At 37.1% G+C, this 21745-nt stretch carries 19 protein-coding genes; 5 read left to right on the top strand and 14 right to left on the bottom strand.

Annotation, left to right across the window (positions count from 1 at the left end; translation table 11 throughout):
• Nucleotides 1-59: 59 nt before the first annotated feature.
• The gene (locus QBE53_05475) at nt 60-887 is read left to right on the top strand and encodes an AraC family transcriptional regulator (GenBank protein WZL82559.1); all 828 of its coding nucleotides are present in this window, start codon (nt 60-62) and stop codon (nt 885-887) included.
• Nucleotides 888-892: 5 nt separating this feature from the next.
• Here the strand turns inward: QBE53_05475 and QBE53_05470 are convergent, their stop codons facing one another.
• The 5 genes from QBE53_05470 to QBE53_05450 form a co-directional block, all read right to left on the bottom strand.
• Entirely contained in the window at nt 893-2188 is a 1296-nt protein-coding gene (locus QBE53_05470) for a TRAP transporter large permease (protein ID WZL82558.1), read from the bottom strand.
• 11 nt (nt 2189-2199) lie between these two features.
• Nucleotides 2200-2679, bottom strand: a complete 480-nt coding sequence (locus QBE53_05465; GenBank protein ID WZL82557.1) for a TRAP transporter small permease — start codon at nt 2677-2679, stop codon at nt 2200-2202.
• 75 nt (nt 2680-2754) lie between these two features.
• The gene (locus QBE53_05460) at nt 2755-3840 is read right to left on the bottom strand and encodes a TRAP transporter substrate-binding protein (GenBank protein WZL82556.1); all 1086 of its coding nucleotides are present in this window, start codon (nt 3838-3840) and stop codon (nt 2755-2757) included.
• A 112-nt stretch (nt 3841-3952) separates the two neighbouring features.
• The gene (locus QBE53_05455) at nt 3953-5512 is read right to left on the bottom strand and encodes a response regulator (protein WZL82555.1); all 1560 of its coding nucleotides are present in this window, start codon (nt 5510-5512) and stop codon (nt 3953-3955) included.
• Nucleotides 5509-6942 carry a histidine kinase gene (locus QBE53_05450; protein WZL82554.1) on the bottom strand — a complete coding sequence of 478 codons (1434 nt, stop codon included), beginning with the start codon at nt 6940-6942 and terminating at the stop codon, nt 5509-5511. The genes QBE53_05455 and QBE53_05450 overlap by 4 nt, the downstream gene beginning before the upstream one ends.
• A gap of 108 nt (nt 6943-7050) precedes the next feature.
• Between QBE53_05450 and QBE53_05445 the strand changes: the two genes are divergently transcribed.
• On the top strand, nt 7051-7725 hold the full coding sequence (locus QBE53_05445; protein ID WZL82553.1) for a VTT domain-containing protein: 675 nt from the start codon (nt 7051-7053) through the stop codon (nt 7723-7725).
• 1 nt (nt 7726) lies between these two features.
• Here the strand turns inward: QBE53_05445 and QBE53_05440 are convergent, their stop codons facing one another.
• Nucleotides 7727-8998 carry an MFS transporter gene (locus tag QBE53_05440; GenBank protein WZL82552.1) on the bottom strand — a complete coding sequence of 424 codons (1272 nt, stop codon included), beginning with the start codon at nt 8996-8998 and terminating at the stop codon, nt 7727-7729.
• A 125-nt stretch (nt 8999-9123) separates the two neighbouring features.
• On the opposite strand from QBE53_05440, the gene QBE53_05435 reads away from it, so the two are divergent.
• A complete protein-coding gene (locus QBE53_05435) occupies nt 9124-9981 on the top strand; it encodes a helix-turn-helix domain-containing protein (protein ID WZL82551.1) in 858 nt (285 codons plus the stop codon).
• Here QBE53_05435 and QBE53_05430 read toward each other — a convergent pair.
• The 8 genes from QBE53_05430 to cysK all read right to left on the bottom strand — a co-directional run bounded on the left by QBE53_05430 (nt 9959) and on the right by cysK (nt 19227).
• Entirely contained in the window at nt 9959-10855 is an 897-nt protein-coding gene (locus QBE53_05430; GenBank protein WZL82550.1) for a YegS/Rv2252/BmrU family lipid kinase, read from the bottom strand. The genes QBE53_05435 and QBE53_05430 overlap by 23 nt on opposite strands.
• Complete coding sequence (locus tag QBE53_05425) at nt 10852-12084, bottom strand: extracellular solute-binding protein (protein WZL82549.1); 1233 nt, start codon at nt 12082-12084, stop codon at nt 10852-10854. The genes QBE53_05430 and QBE53_05425 overlap by 4 nt, the downstream gene beginning before the upstream one ends.
• Nucleotides 12085-12351: 267 nt before the next feature.
• Nucleotides 12352-13830, bottom strand: coding sequence for a xylulokinase (gene xylB / locus QBE53_05420; protein WZL82548.1), 1479 nt, complete (start codon nt 13828-13830; stop codon nt 12352-12354).
• 20 nt (nt 13831-13850) lie between these two features.
• The gene (locus QBE53_05415) at nt 13851-15029 is read right to left on the bottom strand and encodes an ROK family transcriptional regulator (protein WZL82547.1); all 1179 of its coding nucleotides are present in this window, start codon (nt 15027-15029) and stop codon (nt 13851-13853) included.
• A gap of 138 nt (nt 15030-15167) precedes the next feature.
• Nucleotides 15168-16487: a xylose isomerase gene (xylA, locus tag QBE53_05410; GenBank protein ID WZL82546.1), complete on the bottom strand. Its 1320-nt coding sequence runs from the start codon at nt 16485-16487 to the stop codon at nt 15168-15170.
• Between the two features lie 111 nt (nt 16488-16598).
• Nucleotides 16599-17249 (bottom strand): YigZ family protein, encoded by a 651-nt coding sequence (locus tag QBE53_05405; GenBank protein ID WZL82545.1) that lies wholly within the window; start codon nt 17247-17249, stop codon nt 16599-16601.
• A gap of 1 nt (nt 17250) precedes the next feature.
• Nucleotides 17251-18201 carry a hypothetical protein gene (locus QBE53_05400; GenBank protein WZL82544.1) on the bottom strand — a complete coding sequence of 317 codons (951 nt, stop codon included), beginning with the start codon at nt 18199-18201 and terminating at the stop codon, nt 17251-17253.
• A gap of 96 nt (nt 18202-18297) precedes the next feature.
• A complete protein-coding gene (cysK, locus tag QBE53_05395) occupies nt 18298-19227 on the bottom strand; it encodes a cysteine synthase A (protein WZL82543.1) in 930 nt (309 codons plus the stop codon).
• Between the two features lie 188 nt (nt 19228-19415).
• Between cysK and QBE53_05390 the strand changes: the two genes are divergently transcribed.
• Nucleotides 19416-20573: a PLP-dependent aspartate aminotransferase family protein gene (locus tag QBE53_05390; protein ID WZL82542.1), complete on the top strand. Its 1158-nt coding sequence runs from the start codon at nt 19416-19418 to the stop codon at nt 20571-20573.
• Nucleotides 20573-21745 carry a pyridoxal phosphate-dependent aminotransferase gene (locus tag QBE53_05385; GenBank protein WZL82541.1) on the top strand — a complete coding sequence of 391 codons (1173 nt, stop codon included), beginning with the start codon at nt 20573-20575 and terminating at the stop codon, nt 21743-21745. The genes QBE53_05390 and QBE53_05385 overlap by 1 nt, the downstream gene beginning before the upstream one ends.

The raw sequence follows: 21745 nt of genomic DNA, 5'->3' as shown, positions 1-21745 counted from the left end.
ATATATTATAAGAATATGAACTCACAAACTTAAAACTAATACAAAATATGGAGGATTTTATGAACGCTTTTTTTCCTACAAATACGGATCATCAATTAAACCTTCCTTTTTACCTGACATCATCCGGTATTTTTTTTACTGAAACTGAAATGGATCGTCCTCATGGTTATACATCGCCTCAATGGATTCAAACGATCTCTGGTTCTGGCCAACTATATATCAACGACGAAGTCTATGATATCTTTCCAAATACAGGGCTGTTTATTCCAGCGCATCTTCCACACCATTATATGAAAACGGGAGAAGATTGGATCACACATTGGGTTTCATTTGACGGTTACGCCGTTGCTGACCTTCTTCAAGCCTTTGGATTAACCGATTTTGCATATATGCCTCTAAATGATCCCCACCAAACTCAACAGCTTCTCGAACAGATATACCGTTTATCCAATAATGAATATCATCAGCACTATTTTAAAATTTCCACTTTGCTCTATGACACTATCTATGAAATTCATCGTCTACAAAGCACTAAAAAAAACACCGACATTCATGGAAGCCAGATGTTTCTGACACTTTTAGCATATATTGAAAATCATTATATGGATGATTTTAGTTTAAACGATTTGGCTTCAATTATCCAACGTTCTCCCCAATATGTATGTCGCCTATTTCAAGCCGAACTTAGCATGCGTCCTTTTGAATATGTCCGTAATTATCGTTTGTCCAAAAGTAAATCGCTTCTCTTATCCTCACCGGATTTATCCATTCAAGATGTTGCACTGCGCGTCGGAATTAAAAGTCCTAGTTATTATAGTGCACTTTTTAAAAAAGAAGAAAAAATAACACCTCGTGAATTTATACAACTTCATCAACGAGGTGTTTGATTGATTTATTTCATTAATATGTGCGGTAAGGTCATAACCACTTGAGGAACAAATGTTATGAGTAATAGCACAAGACCCATGACAACATACATTGGAATCATGCTCTTTGCCAAGCGCTCTATCTTTAACCCTGAGATGGCTGAACCGATGAAGAGCGTGTTGCCCACTGGAGGTGTCAATACGCCAATTCCCAAATTAAGGACCATCATGGCCCCATAGTGGACCGGATCCATTCCCATTTGCATAGCAATCGGTAAAAGAATAGGCGTTGTTATCGTTATGATCGCCGCCATATCCATAAACATACCAAAACCTAAAAGGATGATATTGATAATCAATAGAACCAGGATTTTATTTTGTGTCATCCCAAGAATACCTCCAGCTACCATTTCCGGCACTTTCAGATAAGCTAAGAGCCAGCCAAAAGCCGATGAAGTACCAATAATAATCATGACCATAGATATGGTACGTAGTGCACGTCCTAAGATGTTCCAAAATTCCTTTAAAGGTATTTCACGATAGATAAAAAAGGTGACAAAAAATGCCCATACTACTGAAAGTCCTGCCGCTTCTGTTGCTGTAAAGAGACCTCCAATGACGCCTACAACAACAATCAATACCGTAATCAAGCCAAAAATTGCTTCTTTAAATGCTTTAAGTACATTCGAAAGTTCAAACCGATCTCCCTTAGGATACTTACGTTTTTTAGCTACAATCAAGCTGTATATAACCAAAAAAATTCCAAGAATGATTCCTGGCACCATCCCTGCAAGAAATAAGGCACCAACAGACACACTCCCTGCAACCATGGCATAGATTACCATGTTGTGACTGGGTGGAATCAACATTCCCTGAACTGAACTGGCACAGGTGATACCCGTTGAAAATTCATTATCATAGCCTTTTTTATTCATCATCGGTATAAGAATCGGACCAAGAGATGCTGTATCTGCAGCTGATGATCCAGATATTCCTCCAAAAAACATGGAAGCGACAATGTTAACAATGGCCAATCCTCCACTCATCCAGCCAACCATGGCGTCTGCCAACTTGACTAAGCGTTTTGCGATTCCTCCACAGCTCATTAGCTCTCCGGAGATGATAAAAAATGGAACCGCCATCAAAGAAAAGGCATTAATACCTTTCACTGTGTTTTGAGCAACCATTTCCGGCGGCATTCCTAGATAGATTACTGTCATCACCGAAGATATTCCCAATGAATACGCTATCGGAAACCGAAGTGCAATAAATATGATAAAGCTACCAATCAAAATAATTGTAGCAATCGTTAAATTTGGCATAGTATTTCTCCTTAATTAAATTTGTAGGGTTTTTTCTTCACAAATAAATATATTTTCTCAGCCAAGAGTAACATCATTGCTGCCGCCGAGACAGGCATAGCCGCGTATAGCCAACTGGATTTGATTTTTAGTGCCGGCATCATGTTTAATCCTGTCAGTTCCATCAGCTTAATGCCATAGATGACCATAAGAACTGCATAAAGCATCAAAAAGATATACGATAAAAGGTCCAATATTTTAATAACTTTATCCGGCAAAAACATATCCAAAGCGGTCACAGCGATATGTCCATCATTTTTCAATAATACGGCTGCGCCTAATAACGATGCCCAAACCATTGAAAAAAGCGTAAGCTCTTCGCCCCACACAGGTGTCATACTAAAGACTTGTCTTCCTACAACAACAATCGTCACCGAAATAATCTGTACAATTAATAGAATCTTACAGATAGACTCTATAAAATTAAATGTTCGATCAAGTATTTTTTTCATTGTTTTACTCGCTTTCTAAAAAATGAAGCCTAATGATAGAAACATTAGGCTTGATCTTTGCATGACATTTGTATATTACTTTACATTTCTAACTTCTTCGATTAAATCTAAGAATTCGCTTCCATGTGTATCATAAACAACATCCATAGCTTGAGACCATTTTTCAGGATCTTCTAATGTTGTAATTTGAACGCCTTGTGCTTCTAAGTTTTCATAAGCTGCTTGGTCAGCCGCTTCAATAGCTTCTCGGTTATAGATCTCTGTAAGTTTTCCGGCTTCAACTAAAATAGCTTGATCTTCTTCACTTAGATTGTTCCATGTGATTTCACTCATAAGAATCACAGAAGGTGAAAATGTATGTCCATCTAAGACATAATAAGGTGCAACTTCATAGAATTTATTTGAATAATAACTTGCCGGTGGATTTTCAGCGCCATCAACAACACCTGTTTGAAGAGATGTATAAAGCTCTGCATAATCAATTGGCGTTGGGTTTGCTCCTAGTGCTGAAATTGTATCTAACATCAAGGCTGAGTTTTGCACACGCACTTTTAACCCTTGAATGTCTTCAATCGTTGTGATTGGTGCTTCTGTTGTAAAGAAGTTTCTCGCACCTTCATCCATGTAGAAAAGGCCAACCATTCTTGAACCTGTTTCTTGAACATTATCAAGAATCTTTTGTCCGACTTCACCGCCGCATACAGCCCAAAAATGTTCACGATCTCTAAAGATATAAGGTAATGCCAATGCACTCACTTGCATATTTCCAAAATCTGTTAATGATGAAGCATTTCCTCGATATAAGTCTACCGCACCCATTTGAAGTGCTTGATATACTTCATTATCATCCCCTAACTGACCGGATGGATATAATTCAATTTTAATACGTCCCTCACTCATTTCATTAACTTGTTGTGCAAAGTAATCTGCTGAATCCAAAAGGACATGTCCTAATGGGTTAACATCTCCATAACGCAACACAAGCTCTGGTTCTACTGCTGTCTCTTCTGCATCATTTTTTTCTTCTGTTGTTGTTTGTCCATCGTTTTCTGTCGTTTCCGTCTCTGTAACTTCATTGTTTGTCTCTTGTTGACATCCTGCCAATAGACCTATCATCATCACAAGTGTTAAGATAATAGCCATCATTTTCTTCATTTTCATCTGTTTCCTCCCTAAATGCTTAATTATTTTCATGTCCTTGACACGTTCCCTATTATACCCAAGGCTATAAAGCATTAGAATGGAGTAATTTATCAATACGGGTAATTTTTGGTCATGACTTTGAAGACGTAGGAGAATTTTCTACCATTTGCATTGTCATATACTCTTTGGGTGCCATATTAGTGACACGCTTAAAGCACTTGCTAAAATAGTTAGGATCATCAATACCAATCGCATAAGCGATTTCACTGATGGTCTTCTCCCCACGAGTCATCAATTTTTTAGCTTGCTTAATACGTGTTTCAAGAAGATATCGATTAAAGGGAATGGTCTCTACCTGACTAAAACACTTGCTTAAATGCCCGTAACTTACATCAAGCCGATCAGCCACTTCCTGTAATGTGATTTTTTCATGATAATGGGCTTGTATGTAATCCTTAGCTTTAGCAGTTAATGTAACATTGTTATAGACACTTACGTCCCCTACTCGTTGGCTAAGGGATTGAACCAAGTCATATACCAGTTCTTCCATTGCCGTGATTGCATTATAATTTTGCTGCGCACTTCGCATAAACGTATGTATTTCTTTGTTTTTTTCACCTTGGCAATTTAAGACATCATAAACGCTTGCTATTAAATAATATCCCATGTACGCCAAGCTTAGGCCTTTATCATCCATAATCTGATGAATCAAGTACCTATATATTTTTTGCATCTCTTCATGATTTTTCATAATAATCGCCTGCAAAAGCTGATGCAGCTTAGCATAACCCTTTTCACGCTCTGTCATATTGTTGATAAAGGCCTTTTGGATTGTTAACGGACTAAATTCTGTAATAAACGAGGTTGCCTCTGCATAAGCAGGATGCATTGTTTCTAGTGCACAGTAAAACCCACTTACACCACAAAAAACTTCTCCCACTTTTTCATCATTTAAAAATTTTACCGCTTTTTTTATACTTGTATCCATTTCAACAAAATCAATTTTTTTATTTCCGAATAAGTAGATAATAATCTCTTTGCCATCAACATAGCCAAGAACGTATAGATTCCGTTTTCTAAAAATTCCTAAGACGATTTGCAGCATATCCATAGATATATTTGACAAGTTTTCACTAAAAAATACCACAACTTTATAATCACTATGATTAAAAGGTTGATTAGCAAATACTTCTTTGCCTAATTCATGTTTATGCTTATCAAGTAAAATTTTATTCATTGCCATCTTTAGTTCAAAATAAGGGGCATCCACATATCCATGGCTTACTCCACCGTTATATAATTCAGGTGTGTTTTTGCTGATTTTTATTAAACTGTTATCCATAATTTCTTGAAGTTCTTCATCCATATATGGTTTTAACAAATAATCTGTTACTCCGATTTTGATGGCCTGTTTGGCATAAGAAAATTCCGCATAAGCGGTAATAAGGATTACTTCGACATCCGGATGACTGATACGTACTTGCTGGGCAACTTCTAATCCATCAATTTTAGGCATCTGAATATCCAGTAAAAGCAAATCTACTCGGCTATGAGACATAAAATCTATAACTTCACGTCCATCTTGGACCGCTGCTACAACAGTGACATCCTTGGAATACTTTTGTTCTAAAAATTGCTTCAAGTAATTGCGTTCTATTTTTTTATCATCTGCAATCAATACTTTAATCACAGTTCTACCTCCTTATATAACTTCATTGTAATGGTCGTCCCTTCCCCGGGCTCACTCCAAATATTTATTAGGTCACTATTCTTATGATCATAGATTAATTGCAAGCGCTTTAGCACATTTGTCATACCAATATGTTCTTCTTGGTGAACATTAAAAAGCTGCTGAACCTGCTGTTCACACATTCCCACCCCATTATCAGAAACAACTACATCAATATGGGTTGCTTTTTCTAAGATTTTGATTTCAATCAATCCTTGTTCACTCGTTTCCTTCATGCCATGCAAGACTGCATTTTCAACAAGGGGCTGGATTACAAGGGAGGGAACCATAATTTGGGATCCTCCATACGATTTGCGGATATCAAGAACAATATCGACACGATTTTGCAAATGTAGGCGTTGAATATATATATACGCTTCAAGTAATTCAATTTCTTCATCCAAGGTTATTAACTGGTCAAGCTTACCTAGGCTGTTACGAAGAATACGTGAAGTCTCTTTAACCAGCTGAATGCTAACCTCTTTTTCATTAAGCTGAATATGACGAATAACCAAGCTTAACGTATTAAATAAAAAATGTGGATTAATCTGAAGCTGCAAAGCTTTAAATTGACTTTCTGCTAAAAGTCGGCCTTGTTTTTCATGGATGATTTTTTGTTCTGCGAACGCTTCGATCTGCTCAATACCTGCAATAATTTCATGCTTCATCGTATTGGCCGTATTAATGTAGACGTTAATATCGTCATACTGTGTCAGCGTAATATCCGGCGTCGAAAATCGACGTTCTCCGATATCTGTCATCGCCTGCTTGGTTTGGTGGAGTTTTTCCTTCACCTTTGTAATTGTAACTAACCCTCCAATAATAATCCCACTAATCATAATCAGCATGATAAGATTGAATGTTCTCTTGTATGTTGCATACCAATGGGTTTGTTCATGATTGCCTTGATTGATATAACTCAAATAGGATGCCAATAGATAATTTAATTGTGTAGATATACGGTCACTCATAATCTGTACAAACTCAAGATCTTGCGAGAGGGATTGCCCGACGGTTTCATATGTACTGTAAGCTTCAATCAATTGGTGGCGCTCCTTAAGCATTTGGCGAATAATTCGATAATGCATCTTAACCTGAATGTCTTTTTCAAACTCCTGGGACAAGCCTTCAATTGCCTCCATTAACACCGTATAGGTTTGTTGATACTCTTGATAAAACTCTGAAGCGCGATTACGATTATAGAGACGAAAAGCATTTTTGGATGCATCATATAAGACCACAGTTTGTGTGATCATATCATAGTTATGAATCATTCGTTGATTTTTCTTTAAAATATGGGCATCTACACTGGTATTAACGATAACGGATAAGATGAAAATTCCTAAGATAGACACAAAAATCTGTATGACAACGCGTTTTAACGACTTCATGGGATTCCTTTCATTCATTATTCAGTGGACTCTTTTTAAATATCCCCTTTCATAATGCCTTGATTCAGTTTATAATAAATAGACATAGTGTACTTAAAGGAGATTCTCATGGAAAAAATTTATAAGCGTGGTTTATTCTATATATTAAGATATTTAATTCTAATCGGTATGGTTCTTGGCTTTTTATACCTCAATCGAGGCAATCGCATTTTTTCCATTCAAAACCTTCTTGATTATAGTCCAAGCAACCCTTTCTTTGCAATGATTTTTTTCTTGACGTTGTATTTAATCAAACCCATCCTATTTGTTATCCCAGTGCCTATACTGCAAATTGTTGTCGGCATGGTTTTTCCACCGCTACTCGCATTGGGAATTAATCTTATCGGATTAGTTATTGCATGTACTGTCGCTTATGGTATCGGATCTATTCTTGGAAAAAATCGGGTCGAAGCCCTACTAGATAGATTTAAGAAGGGAGAAGAATTGCTAAAAAACAGACAACAAAACGAGGGGTTTTTTGTCTTTATAATACGTTCCATCGGACTTGTATCGATGGATATTACCGGAATGTTTTTCGGGTCAGTTCAAACCCCATTCATCAAATATATTATTAGTTCAACGCTTGGCCTTATACCTTCCATGTTTATTGCCACCTTTATTGGACTAACTGCCGACGACCCCTCATCGCCAAGTTTTATACTTTCTCTGGTCGTAAAAGTCATTCTTGTTATTGTCTCTTTAAAATATTATAAGTATAAATATAAAAACACATCAAATGCTTAAATTAATCTTGGATAATGTGCATGTGTAACCGTTTTAACACTTTGTGAATATAAATTGGACAAAGTAAAATAATCAAACCGGATAAAAAGAACGTCCAACGCATGCCATTTTCCCCTACACATTCCACAATATAACTTCCTAAAAATACAGCGACAATGCTAACTAAGCCTCCAATAGCTGAATTGACACTTACAGACATTGTACGTATTTTTTGTTTTGCAAATAAAAACTGCATATTAAATAACGATATCCCTGCACCAGCCCATGCAAATCCTACTGTAACATGAACTAAGGGTATCAGTATCTTATAATTATCGGGTGTGATAAATCCCCAAGAAAAATGTGTTAATCCTAAAAGCATCACGGAGATGCTTCCTGATAAAAACCATGATTTTTTATCCGCAAGATTTCCCCACCATGATGTAAAGGCGACACGCACCAAAATAGTCACAACCGTCATTGTCATCATATATGTATAGCTAAGATTAAGTACATCTACCATATATACCGCCATAAAAGGCGCACCAACAAAGAGCCCCAGGTTCCAAAAAATATACATAAGAATAATTTTACTAAAAACCGGATCTAGTATCGGAGCACAAAGACGCTTTAAAAAAGCATTTTCTTTTTTAGTCTCATCCGTTGGTACATCTTCAATATGAATAAGCGCATAAATATTTAACACGCCCATAATGACAAGAACTGCACCTAAAAACAAAAAACCTACAAACTCTTGTCCCAACATTTTGTTATAGTCAAGAACACGTCCAAGAACAATGGTGCATACGGCGACAATTCCCAACGACAATTTTTCACGATACGCTAAATATTTCCCACGAATTTGAAGTGGCGATAAATCAATCATCCAACTAGAGATGATTGGACTGATAAGTCCATTACAAATATAAGCCAACACAAAGCAACTTATAAAACCAGCCATCATTATCGTTGGCGAAGCCCCTAAGCGCATTAAAATATAGGGGACAAAATATGTCGCTGACATAAATATCCGCAAGATAATGGCAATACTGATAACTTTTTCTTTACGGCTACGATGCCCATGAGATAAAATTAATGTCGAAAAAATTTGAAAAATCCCCATAGCGACATGTATAACGCCTATCCGACCATTTAATGTCTCACTGCCTCCTAAAAAGCTAATAAACCCTGCCAAAAAATTACCGGTCGTCAATGAAAATTGACCAATCCCTGTAATTCCTTCCAAAATAAAATAACGCCGACTGCGTTCTTGTGTTGTCATTGCTTTTCTCATTCTTCTTCCTCTTGCATTCTCTAGGATACCATGTATATAATATAAGAGTTAATATATTCTTTTTTTTAGAAAATACAAATGGTCATTTTGGTATTTTTCATGTCATATTTGGTAAGGAGCATACTATGAACATTGCACAAGTTATTGGTAATAAATTCAACTGGAAAAATACTTCACAGCATCGCATGCTAAATTCAACGCCACATGAAGGTATTCTTGCCTCAGGATATGTTCGAAAAAATCAAAACTCCGGCTCACATATTCAGTTAACCACCAATGAATATCACGGTGTTCTTGTAATTGAGGGACATGGGTATTATGAAGACAGCAACGGAAAAATTCCTGTCAAAGCCGGTGACTTTATTCAGCGCTTTCCCGGAAATACCCACTCAACGGTTCCTGAAGATGATCGTTGGTCAGAACTATATATCGTTATTGGTAAAAAGCTCTTCCAAAATCTTGTTGACCTTGGCGTTCTTGGTAAAGGTTCTCCTGTCATTCACCCTGGAATTGACTTTGAAACCATTCAGTCCTTCTTATCCTTCCATGAACAGCTCGGCTATTCTGATCGCCTTGAATTGCCTTTAGTCATTCCCAAAATCATCAATTACCTTGCACGTTTGACTTATCTTGATCGCGTAAGTCAACGTTCCTCTGACGAAAAAAATATTTTATCTGTTGCCACGGCTTATATTCACGAAAATATCGGAAATCGTATTTCCATTGAAGATGTTGCTCTTGAAGTAAATATGGGGTACGAAAAATTCAGAAAACTTTTTACAAAGCACTATAACCTTTCTCCTGGAACGTATATAATCCAACATCGTATTTACCTTGCTCAACGCTTACTATCGAATTCTGAGTTAAGTATTAAAGAGATTTCAATAAAATTAGGCTATGTTGATACCTATACTTTTTCAAAACAATTCAAAAAAATCACCGGGCGTACGCCCAGTGATTTTAAGAACCAGTTTTCACAATAAATTCCATGCCTTCCGGTATAACCTTAATATCCAAAGGATATGCCGGACCTAACTCTCCATCCACATCTGCCGGAAAGCCTTTATCTTCTAAACATTCAATGTGAATCTTACGGCTTTGGAAAAACAAAATGTTCTTGTCTTCCAAATGTTCTCCTCGCATCATTTTTGCAAAAATAAGGGGAATTTCATTCATACTGCACGCTTTAAATCCAACAAAATCCAATTTGCCATCGCGCATAGATGCATATTCACCTAAACGGTTAAACCCTCCTGCACTTGAGCCGTTAAGGACTATAAAAAGATAGAATTCTTCTTCATAAATTTGTTCAGCGGTTGTAATACGCACTTTTTGACTTTTGAATTTAGGAATTTGCTGAACCCCTTTAATATAATAAGCTAATTTACCTAGTGTATTCTTAAATTCCGGTTCTATGGTATGGGCTATACTTGTCAGCAATCCCCCTCCACAAACATTCACAAAATATTGTCCATTCACAACACCTATGTCTAATTTTCGTGTTTTCATCTGGGCAATGACATCAAAAGCATCATTAAAATTTGCCGGAATTCCTAAATGCTGTGCAAAGTCATTGGCCGTACCTGCCGGTATCACACCGATGGGTACATTGATTTTATTATTCATAATGGCATTGACTGCCCGATTAACTGTACCATCTCCTCCGGCAATTAAAATCGCAGCACAACCTTCAAAATTACCTTCATCAAAAAAAGTTGTAAAGTCTTCTGCCGAGCGTGTTCTCCATATGCGTAGCTCATACCCTTTTTTTTCTACAATTTCTATAAGTGTATCCAGCCGTGTCTTAAATGTACGACTTCCTGACATCGGATTATAAACTAACTGTATGTATTTCATAATGTCTCCTCCTTTATTGCTTTTTCTTCAATCAACATTAACACTTCATCAATCGTATGAAATTCATCATTGACATAGCGGATTATAAGCTCTTCGTATAATGTGTCACGTTCCTCTTTTGCCAGCCCATATTCAATGATTTGATTGAGGGTTTGATGGTAATCTTGTCCGCCTAAAAAGACATTTCCTTCTGGATAACTCTGCTTTTGTTGTACTTGTATGTTGCTAGATATCTGGTAGCTCTTAGAAAGCCATGTTTCTTGATGCTCTTGATCAAGAAGTATATATTCAAGAAATCGATCTGCCAACGCTTGTTGTTCTCCACTATAAGTAACTGATAGCCAAGTTCCTCCCCATTGTTTTGAGTAGGGTCCTTGAACCATTCCCCAATCTCCCGAGGTCTGTGGCGCTGACATAAACAAAATCTGAGACAACGCCCAGCTGGGTAATACATAACTAAACACATCCTCTTGCATTCCCGCAAACCACTCTTTTGACCATTCGACATAAAATGGCGTAAGCTTATTTCTTTTGATTGCGTTAAGCGTTGTAAGATACGTTCTCCACTGTTCCAAATTCACTACACCTTCATCTGTCTTTACTGTCTCTAACGGCATAAAATGGCGTAGAGCATAAGGATCTGGAACAACGCCAATATCATGATCTTTAAGCATCATTCCCAAATCATAAATCGACTCCATCGACTTAAAATGTGGTCTGACATCTTCGGGATCATCTGTCCCCAACACTTGCTTAGCTAGACTTCGCCTATAAAAGATTACAATCGGTGTCATATGGTATGAGAGGCCGCGCATCTGTTTTGATGTATCATAGCTTTGTTCAAGCATCTGTGGATTAAGCTTTTCTGCAATGTTATATTCTTCTGAAAATGTATTTAAAGGACGTATGTGGTCCTTTAATGTTTCGCTCATCATTGATGCATAGTCTGAAATAATAATATCTGGTTTTTCACCCTCTTCTATTCGTGTGTCAACCATTCGCGCAAACCCATTTGCATCAATCAATTCATATTCAATAATGCATTCATTTTTTTCTTCAAATGTAGCTAACTCCGTTAAGAACTCATCTGAATAGCTCCATATCCTAAGTGTTGGCGCTTCTATTTCCTCAACTGGCGTTGCTTCATCCAAAGCATTTTCTTCAATAGTACAGCTTGAAAAACTTATCAAGCCAAGTAATAATAAACCAAGTAATATGTAATGTCGCATGTATTTCTCCTAATTAATAATGATAAATTTTGATATACACATCATACCAATATTTTAGTATATTGTGAAGTAGGAACTTATATACTATATCCTTATTATACCATTTTTATACAGATTATTCACCTAAGTCATCCGATTCATGTTCTATGCTACATCTAGATTCAGATAAGCCTAAACATATTGTCCGAGAATATAAAAATACCGCCAATCACAAATGATTGTCGGTATTTTATATCCATTTATCTACTCAGAATCCTTATACTTATGTTAGCCTAATTGATACCAGTCTTTAAGCGCTGCATATAGTTTTATAAATCGCTGATATTTCTCATCATAATAGCTTTTTGTATCCGGATTTGGCTTTACCGTATCTGTTACCTTAATCATAGCTTCGCATCCTTCCAAAACCGATGCAAAATGTCCGGCAGCTACTGCACCTAAAATCGCCGCCCCCAATGCTCCCCCTTGATTTGTATTGATTTGTTGAATTTCAACATCAAACATATCGGCAAGTATTTGCTTCCATAGAGCACTCTTGGCACCTCCACCAATCACACGTACTTGTTTAATAGGCACTTTGATATCTTTTAGAATCTCCATAGAGTCTTTTAATCCATAGGATACACCTTCAAGAACAGCTTTTGTCATATGTCCTCGTTGTGTCGTCATAGTCATGCCAACGAAGGCCCCTTTAGCATTTGGATCTGCATAAGGTGTGCGTTCTCCCATGAGATAAGGCAAGAAAACAAGGTGTTTATCTTCTGTCTCAAGTTGTTGTGCTTCTTCTAGCAATAGCTCAAAGCTCATACCTTTTTGAACTGTATCAACCCACCACTTCAAACATGAAGCCGCAGACAGCATTACTCCCATTGAATGATATTTTCCATTTGCATGACAAAATGCATGCAATCGGTTCTTTTCATCATGGGCATACGATTCATGCGCAGCAAAAACAACGCCTGATGTTCCCAGTGTTACCGACACAATACCTTCAACAACTGTTCCTGTACCCACTGCACCAGCTGCTTGGTCACCTGCACCGGCTGCAACTACTATATCACCTTCTAGTCCAAGCTCTTCTAATATTGATGGCTGAACATATCCACATGCTTCATAAGACTCATAGAGCTTAGGAAGCATCGTCTCTTCAATGCCAAGAAATGTAAGCATTTCTTGTGACCATGTTCTATTCTTAACATCGAGAAGGAGCATGCCTGAAGCATCAGATACATCTGTTGAGTAGTTCCCTGTTAATTTAAAGCTGACATAGTCCTTTGGCAGCATAATATGCTTAATCTGAGCAAAAACATTGGGAAGATGCTTTTTGACCCAAAGAATCTTTGGTGCCGTAAATCCTGTTAGCGCTTTGTTCCCTGTATATTCACTCAATTTTTCTTGTCCAAAATATTCAGTTATCTCTTCACATTCTGCTTCTGTACGATTATCGCACCATAAGATTGCCGGCGTTAAAACTTCATTCTTCCCATCCAATGCCACCAATCCATGCATCTGTCCGCTAAAGCTCATTGACTTAATGCCATCTTTGGGAATGTTATATTTGTTGACAACATCTTTTATAGCTTCCTTTGTCTGAATCCACCAATCTATAGGATTTTGTTCTGCCCACTTTTCTTGAGGATAAGATACGGGGTACTCACGTGAAGCATCACCGACAATTTCATTGTCTTTATTAATAAGTAGTACTTTTACTGAGGATGTTCCTAGGTCAATACCTAAATAATACATAAACGCTTCTCTCCTTATCGTTAAATTACATTGTTATGGTGATAGAAAATAGATTGCTGCGGCAATAATGCCGCTCCAATAACAGAAGCTTGATCTGCTAAATCAGAGAAGATAATACGTGTCCCTTCATATACCATATATGAACTTTTTAATTGTTTTTCTTCATTGATAAATTGAAGTAATTGCTGCTTATATTTCCCAAGCTCTCCACCAATAATCACATATTCAGGATTTAAGCCTAGTACAATATTTTCTATACCGATAAATAAATAATCAAAATATTTTTGAAGTACCGCTTTGACGGCAGGTTTTTGAAGGTTATCATCAGAAAGTAATACCGAAAGGTCTTCTTCTGATTGCCCGGTTTCTTCAAAAAAGTATCGAATCAATGCGCGTTTTGAAGCAAACAACTCCCAACATCCAGTACGTCCACAATTGCATTGAAGATTCTCATCAGAAATACGCATATGTCCAAATTCTCCCGCTTTTTTATTGGCGCTTTTATAGATTTGGTTGTTGATAATAATCCCTGTCCCTACACCTTCTGTTATCGATATATAGACAACATTACTCATGTTTTTATGGTTTCCCTGTAAAGTCTCTCCATAAGCTGCAATATTCGCTTCATTTTCCACATATACTTGAATTCCAAGAGCTTCTTGAAATGAATGAAAGTCATATTCTTTGACTCCAAGATTTGGAGCACTGTCTAAAATCAGTTTATCCTCATCAACAAGTCCCGGCAAAGACAATCCAATTCCGACGACTTTTTTCTTAGAAATCTGACGTTTTTTTAATATATTTAAAATAGTTTCCTTTATCTGTGTCACCACTTGATCAAAATTACGATTAGGCAAATAGTCAAATACCTGTGATTCAATAATTTCTCCATTAAGATTCATCAAAATAATCGTCATATGATCCAACGTAATATTGACTCCAAAAGAAAATCTAGCATTTTCATTAAAGCTTAACAAAACTGGTTTGCGTCCACCTGTTGATTGAGCCACACCCGATTCATAAACAAACCCCTCTTTTATCAACGCATTAATGTTAGATGTCACTGTCGGTATACTTAGCTTAAGTATTCTTGACACTTCATGCTTTGTCGTCTCTTTGTTATTTCTGATAGCATTGATAACATTAACTCGATTGATTTCTTTGATTTGTTCTTGACTGAATGTTCCAAACTTTGTCATATGATCGCTCCTATTTTATAAGATGTAAGACAATTGGCAGTCACCCTGACTGTCAATTGTCTTCTCTCAAGTCTTTCTCTCATGCGCCTTAGAACATTATATCAAGCGCATAACAAATGCACAAGCACACTTATAATTTTATTGTGTTAAGTAGATATAGCGATTAACAATGTCTTCTAACATTTCTTGACGTCCTGAAGTATTTTGAATCTGGTCATGATCAACAGCATAAGCTGCTAATTCTTCAAAGTCTGTTGTTCCGTCTAGGATTTTTTTACCGATTCCATCAGTATATGAGACATAACGTTTAGCGACAAAATCTTCTAAGATACCATCACTATATAATTTGTCAGCTACAAGAAGTCCTTTAGCAAAAGTATCCATTCCAACAATATAGGAAATGAATAAATCATCTGCTTGGAATGACCCACGACGTACTTTGGCATCAAAGTTTAATCCTCCGGGAGCAATTCCACCATTTTTTAATACTTCATACATACACATTGTCGCATCATAAATATTTGTTGGGAACTGATCCGTATCCCATCCTAAAAGCATGTCGCCTTGGTTAGCATCAATTGAACCCAGTGCACCGTTAATACGTGAAATAAGTAATTCATGTTGGAATGTGTGCCCTGCAAGTGTTGCATGATTAGCTTCTATATTTAGCTTAAAGTCATCGATTAAGTCGTATTTTCTTAAGAATCCTAAAACCGTCATAGCATCAAAATCATACTGATGTTTTGTAGGCTCTTTTGGCTTTGGTTCAATCAAAAATTGTCCTGTATATCCAATCTTTCTCGCATAGTCTTTTGCCATTTTCAAAAATCTTGCCAAGTTATCATTTTCAAGTGCAACATCTGTATTAAGAAGTGTCTCATATCCTTCACGACCACCCCAGAACACATAGTTTTCGCCTTTTAAACGATGGGTAATTTCGAGAGCTTTTTTAACTTGTGCTGCTGCAAATGCAAAAACATCGGCATTTGGTGATGTAGATGCTCCATGCATAAATCGAGGATGTCCAAACGCATTGGTAGTTCCCCATAAGCATTTGATGCCTGTCTCTTGCATTTTTTCTTCGATAACATCAACAATTTGATCTAAATTATCGAGTTTTTCTTGTAATGAATCTCCTTCAGGTGCAATATCAATATCATGAAAGCAAAAATATTCCATACCAAGTTTTTCCATAAATTCAAAAGCTGCATGTACACGAGCTTTTGCTAATTCCATTCCCTCAAGGCTATTGTATGATCGCTCCATGGTACCCATTCCAAATGGATCTACACCTGCTGCGGTCATTGTATGCCAATAACTCATTGCAAAACGCAAGTGTTCTTTCATTGGCTTACCTGCAACTACTCGATCCGCGTCATAGTATTTATATGCCAATGGATTCGTTGACTTTGGTCCTTCAAATTGAATCTTTCCTATACTTTCAAAATATTCTTTCATAGAGCCCTCCTAAATCAATTAATATTATTTTGGTGACCTTATTATAACTCATGCGCAATACTTTTTCAACGACTTTTAAAAAGTATTTTAAAAAGTATCCAAAAAAAGACTTTATTGTACCTCAATAAAGTCTTTACCTTCATAATATCCTGAGACATCTCGCATATAAACAAATTGTATGTTATTGGCCGCTATATTTTTCAAATCATTTTCCACTTGATCATACTGCTCTTTTTCAACTACAACAGTATACGTTACTTGATCAGCATATTGTGTGTCCACAACAGGAATGTTTTCTGTATTTAAATAATAGTCAATTTTTCCGCTAAAGTGATAGTCCGCTCTGATTTCACATTCCACAGCTTTAACTTGTGTAATAAAAATTGATGCTGCTAATGCATCTCTTGCCGCATCAGAATAAGCCCTTGATAGTCCTCCTGTTCCTAGAAGCGTTCCTCCAAAATAACGCACCACCACGACTGCACATTGAAGTACATCGTGATGACGTAAAACTTCTAGTATTGGAAGTCCTGCTGTTCCCGAAGGTTCCTTATCATCTTGATAACGTTCATTAATAATATTTTCAAGAAAGCGATAGGCATAGCAGTAATGACGGGCTCCGGGATATTTTCTCTGTATGCGTTCTACTTCTTTTTCAAATACGTCAACCGAGTCACATGGAAATGCAATACCGATAAAGCGAGATTTTTTTACGACTATTTCTGCCTCTTGTTGATTTTTTAGTGTTGTAAATCGCTCCATTTTACATATCCCCTATCGAATAACCATTACGTTGATTATAGATTTCATAAAGCTTAGAGTGCTTCATGCCTCGATCAATTTCATTTCTTCGAATAACGAATGGATACTCATCAACAGAGCAATTATTTGCAATAGCTCCCATTAGTTTAATCGTTGTCTCAAAACTATAATTGCGCTTAACACCAACACTTAATCCACCTAAAATCATACTTTTCACTACCGGATATATGCTGTTTTTGGTATGATAGTTGACTTTGCATATTTTGTTCTTTGCAAAACCAATAATCTCATAATGCCCTTTAACAATCAAATACTTCATCTTATGCGCCCGTCGAAATTCACGTATTCTTTCAAAGCTTTCTTCATCTTCCGGAAAGTCATAGCCTAAAGCTTTTAGATTATCTACATCCATAACACATGCATAGACACTTTCATTAATACACTCTCTAAAGCTATCACCTTCGACTGCGGTAATGATACGTATTGCACCTTTCGTCATGGTGTTCAAATCTCTAATAAAATTCGAGCTCCACGCATCATCACCCGTTAGCATAATTAACTCTGTTTCTTTGATATGATGATATATTCTGTGTTTAATATTAATAAAATCTCGTTCCGTCAGTTGATTATTATGACTTAGTATTTTTGTTGTTGTATCATTGATATTATCATGAATTAATAGATGGGTCTTGGTTTCGTGATCCACCTGGAGAAAATCCGTTTTTATTTTGTTTTTATCTAAAAAATTCTTGATATATCGTCCACCAATACCTCCAGAGACCCCCATAACATATGGATCTCCTTGTAATATTTTAACAATATATGCACTGTATATTCCACAGTCTCCAACACTCAACGCATCATAAACAGCCTCATTATGCTGATCCACTTGAAAACCTTCTACATTGATTGTACGAACGACTGCAGGGTTTAATGCTAATGTAAGTATCACTTTGTCTCTCCTATCTGACATACTTAATCTTTCTATTATACTTGTCGCTATCTTATGATTATATCGTAATTTGATTAAGTATTCAACCTAGGAGCCTTAGGAAAATAGTGGTGTGGATAAATAACGTTCTCCCGTATCCGGTAAGAAAACAACGATATTTTTACCTGTATTTTCCGGTCGACTGGCTAACTTTGCTGCTGCCGCAACTGCCGCACCGGATGATATACCTACAAGAATCCCTTCAGATTTTGATAGTTGTCGACTAGCTATAAAGGCTTCGTCATTTTCTATTTGAATCACTTCATCATAAATTGCTGTATTTAGAATTTCCGGTATAAATCCTGCACCAATCCCTTGAATTTTATGGGGTCCTGAACTTCCTCCAGATAAAACCGGAGATCCAGTTGGTTCCACAGCAACGACTTGGATGTTTTTATTCTTTGACTTCAGATATTCTCCAACTCCTGTTATCGTTCCGCCGGTTCCAACACCTGCGACAAATATGTCAATCGCACCTTCTGTATCTTCCCATATCTCAGGTCCTGATGTTTTTCGATGTATCTCAGGGTTTACCGGGTTAATAAATTGACCTGGAATAAATGAGTTTTCAATTTCTTCATGTAATTGTTTAGCTTTTTCTATAGCACTTTTCATTCCTCCAGCTGCCGGAGTCAGAACAAGTTCAGCACCGTAGGCTTTTAGAATATTTCTTCGTTCGACACTCATGGACTCAGGCATAGTCAAAATTACACGGTATCCTTTTGACGCGCCAATATATGCTAATCCAATCCCCGTATTTCCGCTGGTCGGTTCAATAATGACAGAATCTTCTTTTAATATTCCTTTTTGTTCTGCATCTTCAATCATCGCTTTTGCAATACGGTCTTTTACACTTCCGCCTGGATTAAAGCTCTCTAACTTTACAATAATATTCGCATCAAGCTCATTTAATTTTGCATATCGACTAATCTCAACTAAAGGGGTTTTACCTACAAGCTCGTTTAAATTACTATATACATTTTTCATATTGTTCCTCCAATTCATATTTTTTATATATGTTATATATGTCATCTGTTAGCTACATCTTACACGCTAGACTTATATTTGTCAAGAAGATATCTTATTTTTTATATATGTTTTATATGTCATTGACTTTTTCACGAAAAACCTATATATTTTAGTATAACGATGAAACCGTAAAGAGAGGAGCCTACATGAAAAAAAATAACGCTTTCAACACCTTATGTGTACACAATGCTCAAGCCTTCCCCCATGACCATACCGGAGCCATCAGTACGCCCATATATCAGTCAGCTACTTTTGTGCATCCAAGCGTCGGCCAAAGCACTGGATACGATTATTCACGACTCCAAAACCCAACTAGGGAGCAACTCGAAACACTTATATGCAATCTAGAAGGTGGCTATGATGCACTTGCCTTTTCTTCTGGCATGGCTGCTATTACAGCCGTCTTTCAATTGTTTAAACCTGGAGATCACATTATTACCTCATTAGATCTATACGGAGGCTCACACCGCCTGTTCGATTATTTGAGTCATCAGTACAATCTTGAATTTAGCTATGTTGATACAACTAGCCCATCCCTTGTAAGCTCTGCTATAACCCCCAAAACCAAAGCGCTGTATATTGAAACTCCTTCAAACCCGATGATGCATATTACCGACTTAAGTGCCATGTCTACAATCGCTCGTACTCACGACCTACTATTTATTGTAGATAACACCTTTTTAACACCATATCTTCAAAAGCCTTTTCAATTTGGTGCTAATATCATTCTTCACAGTGGTACAAAATTTTTGAGCGGACATAACGATACACTATCTGGATTTGTCATTGTTGACGATGCCCACCTTAGTGAACAATTACGCTATCTAATAAAAACAGTGGGTTCAGCACTTGCTCCCTTTGACAGTTGGCTAATGATTCGTGGCATAAAAACCCTTGCTTTACGTATGGATGCACAGGAAAAAAATGCACGTCAACTAGCCGTTTGGCTCGAATCACACCCAAAAATCACAAAGGTTTTTTACGCAGGATTACCCAACCACCCTGGGTATCACACTATGCAAAAGCAATGCAGTGGATTTGGCTCAATGATTTCCTTTGAATGCGCCAGCTCTTTTATTGCAACCTACATCTTAAACCATACATCCATTATCCACTATGCTGAAAGTCTTGGTGGTGTTGAAACCTTAATCACCTATCCTATGTTACAAACCCATGCAGATATTCCTGAACAGGAGCGTAATAAAAAAGGGATCAATGACCGCTTACTACGTTTATCTGTCGGAATAGAGGCTATAGATGACCTCATTCATGAATTTGACACCATTTTAAAGGAGGCAAATTAATGCAATATAACTTTGACACAATCATCCCAAGAAACGATACAAACTCTTTAAAATATGACTATGCCACGCGCCGCGGACTTCCTGATGATGTCCTGCCCCTTTGGGTTGCCGACATGGACTTTGCATCCCCCCCAGCCGTGATGGACGCCCTCATCGAAAAATCCCAACACGGCATCTATGGATATTCTGATAACGATCATCAATACGAAGACATCTTAACCCAATGGTTTTCTTCCCAATACCATTGGACTATAAAGCCCCAATGGCTTATCAAAACACCTGGCGTTGTTTTTGCTATTAATATGGCCATTCATGCCTATACAAAAGAAAACGACAGCATTCTTATCCAAGAACCTGTCTATTATCCGTTTCGTGATTCTATTGAAAACAATCATCGTAATGTTGTTGTTAATGAGTTAATCTATACCAAAGATCATACCTATATCATTGATTTTGAAGATTTCGAAAAAAAAATAGAGGAACACAAGGTCAAACTCTTCATCTTGAGCAATCCCCACAATCCTGTCGGACGCGTATTTACCAAAGAAGAACTCACACGCTTAGGCAATATATGCCTTAAGCATAATGTTTATGTGATTGCCGATGAAATTCATCAAGACTTTATCTACCCAGGTCATCAACATATTGTATTTTCAAGTATTCAAGATAGCTTCGCCCAAATATCAATTACTTGTACCTCTCCATCAAAAACCTTTAATTTAGCCGGTCTTCAACTTTCCAATATCTTCATTCCAAACCCGACGCTAAGAAAAGCATTTAAAAAAGCTCTTGCATGTTCAGGGTACAGCCAACCAAATATTATGGGGCTAATTTCTTGTCAGGCCGCTTATGCCAATGGGCATGATTGGCTTAACCAACTTCGCATCTACCTACTTGAAAACCTTGCGTTCACACGCGAATACTTAAAGACACACCTTCCTAACGTTCGTTTGATTGAGCCTGAAGGTACTTATCTTGTCTGGCTTGACTTTTCCGCACTTGGATTATCCGACACTGCCATCAAAGAAAAAATGCTCTATGAAGCCAAGGTCTGGCTAGATGATGGATTAATGTTTGGACAGGCAGGTCAAGGTTTTCAGCGTATAAATATAGCTTGTCCAAGAACAATCCTTGAACAAGCTTTAGGTCAAATCGCTACTGCCTTTAAATAA

It is taken from the genome of Vallitaleaceae bacterium 9-2, from assembly GCA_038396585.1.
In the GTDB taxonomy this organism is placed as follows: domain Bacteria; phylum Bacillota; class Clostridia; order Lachnospirales; family Vallitaleaceae; genus UBA1351.
Note: the sequence above shows the minus strand (reverse complement) of the source record. Positions and strands in the feature narration are given on the sequence as shown.

Excerpts from the sequence above, each read along its gene's own strand:
- xylB (WZL82548.1), bottom strand. The coding sequence starts at position 13,830 with ATGTATTATTTAGGTATTGACCTAGGAACATCCTCAGTAAAAGTACTA.
- QBE53_05475 (WZL82559.1), top strand. The coding sequence starts at position 60 with ATGAACGCTTTTTTTCCTACAAATACGGATCATCAATTAAACCTTCCT.
- QBE53_05440 (WZL82552.1), bottom strand. The coding sequence starts at position 8,998 with ATGAGAAAAGCAATGACAACACAAGAACGCAGTCGGCGTTATTTTATT.
- cysK (WZL82543.1), bottom strand. The coding sequence starts at position 19,227 with ATGAAAAATGTATATAGTAATTTAAACGAGCTTGTAGGTAAAACCCCT.
- QBE53_05465 (WZL82557.1), bottom strand. The coding sequence starts at position 2,679 with ATGAAAAAAATACTTGATCGAACATTTAATTTTATAGAGTCTATCTGT.
- QBE53_05460 (WZL82556.1), bottom strand. The coding sequence starts at position 3,840 with ATGAAAATGAAGAAAATGATGGCTATTATCTTAACACTTGTGATGATG.
- QBE53_05450 (WZL82554.1), bottom strand. The coding sequence starts at position 6,942 with ATGAAGTCGTTAAAACGCGTTGTCATACAGATTTTTGTGTCTATCTTA.
- QBE53_05405 (WZL82545.1), bottom strand. The coding sequence starts at position 17,249 with ATGGAGCGATTTACAACACTAAAAAATCAACAAGAGGCAGAAATAGTC.
- QBE53_05425 (WZL82549.1), bottom strand. The coding sequence starts at position 12,084 with ATGCGACATTACATATTACTTGGTTTATTATTACTTGGCTTGATAAGT.
- QBE53_05415 (WZL82547.1), bottom strand. The coding sequence starts at position 15,029 with ATGACAAAGTTTGGAACATTCAGTCAAGAACAAATCAAAGAAATCAAT.
- QBE53_05385 (WZL82541.1), top strand. The coding sequence starts at position 20,573 with ATGCAATATAACTTTGACACAATCATCCCAAGAAACGATACAAACTCT.
- QBE53_05470 (WZL82558.1), bottom strand. The coding sequence starts at position 2,188 with ATGCCAAATTTAACGATTGCTACAATTATTTTGATTGGTAGCTTTATC.
- QBE53_05435 (WZL82551.1), top strand. The coding sequence starts at position 9,124 with ATGAACATTGCACAAGTTATTGGTAATAAATTCAACTGGAAAAATACT.
- QBE53_05445 (WZL82553.1), top strand. The coding sequence starts at position 7,051 with ATGGAAAAAATTTATAAGCGTGGTTTATTCTATATATTAAGATATTTA.
- QBE53_05430 (WZL82550.1), bottom strand. The coding sequence starts at position 10,855 with ATGAAATACATACAGTTAGTTTATAATCCGATGTCAGGAAGTCGTACA.
- xylA (WZL82546.1), bottom strand. The coding sequence starts at position 16,487 with ATGAAAGAATATTTTGAAAGTATAGGAAAGATTCAATTTGAAGGACCA.
- QBE53_05390 (WZL82542.1), top strand. The coding sequence starts at position 19,416 with ATGAAAAAAAATAACGCTTTCAACACCTTATGTGTACACAATGCTCAA.